1 protein-coding gene is annotated in these 514 nt (G+C 70.6%); it reads left to right on the top strand.

Annotated elements, in window-relative coordinates:
* Nucleotides 1–514: aminomethyltransferase family protein (locus CCN56_RS38780; RefSeq protein WP_373412957.1), on the top strand; the 514-nt coding region annotated here is incomplete at both ends.

A 514-nucleotide genomic window follows, 5' to 3' on the forward strand; every position in this document is an offset into this window, starting at 1 on the left:
GCCACCGTCGCCCTGGTCGGCCCGCGTTCTCGCGAGGTGCTCGGCTCGCTCGCACCCCGACTGGCGGTCGCCAACGACGACTTCCCGTTCATGGCGTGGCGGGAGACGACGGTCGCGGGCATCGAGGCGAGGGTGTGCCGGATCAGCTTCTCCGGCGAACTCGCCTATGAGATCAACGTGTCGCCGTGGGAGGCCCTCGCCCTGTGGGAGGCGCTGTACGAGGCAGGCGCCCCGCACGGCATCACTCCGTACGGGACGGAGACCATGCACGTCCTGCGCGCGGAGAAGGGGTACCCGATCATCGGCCAGGACACCGACGGCACGGTCACGCCGCAGGACCTCGGCATGAGCTGGGCGGTGTCCAAGAAGAAGCCGGACTTCATCGGCAAGCGCTCCTACGCTCGCGCCGACACCGTCCGCCCCGACCGCAAGCACCTCGTCGGCCTCCTCCCCGAAGACCCGGCCGTCCTCCTCCCCGAGGGCACCCATCTGGTCGCCGAGGGCGAACTGCCCG

This window comes from Streptomyces sp. NRRL B-24572 (assembly GCF_002156145.1).
Classification (GTDB): domain Bacteria; phylum Actinomycetota; class Actinomycetes; order Streptomycetales; family Streptomycetaceae; genus Streptomyces; species Streptomyces vietnamensis.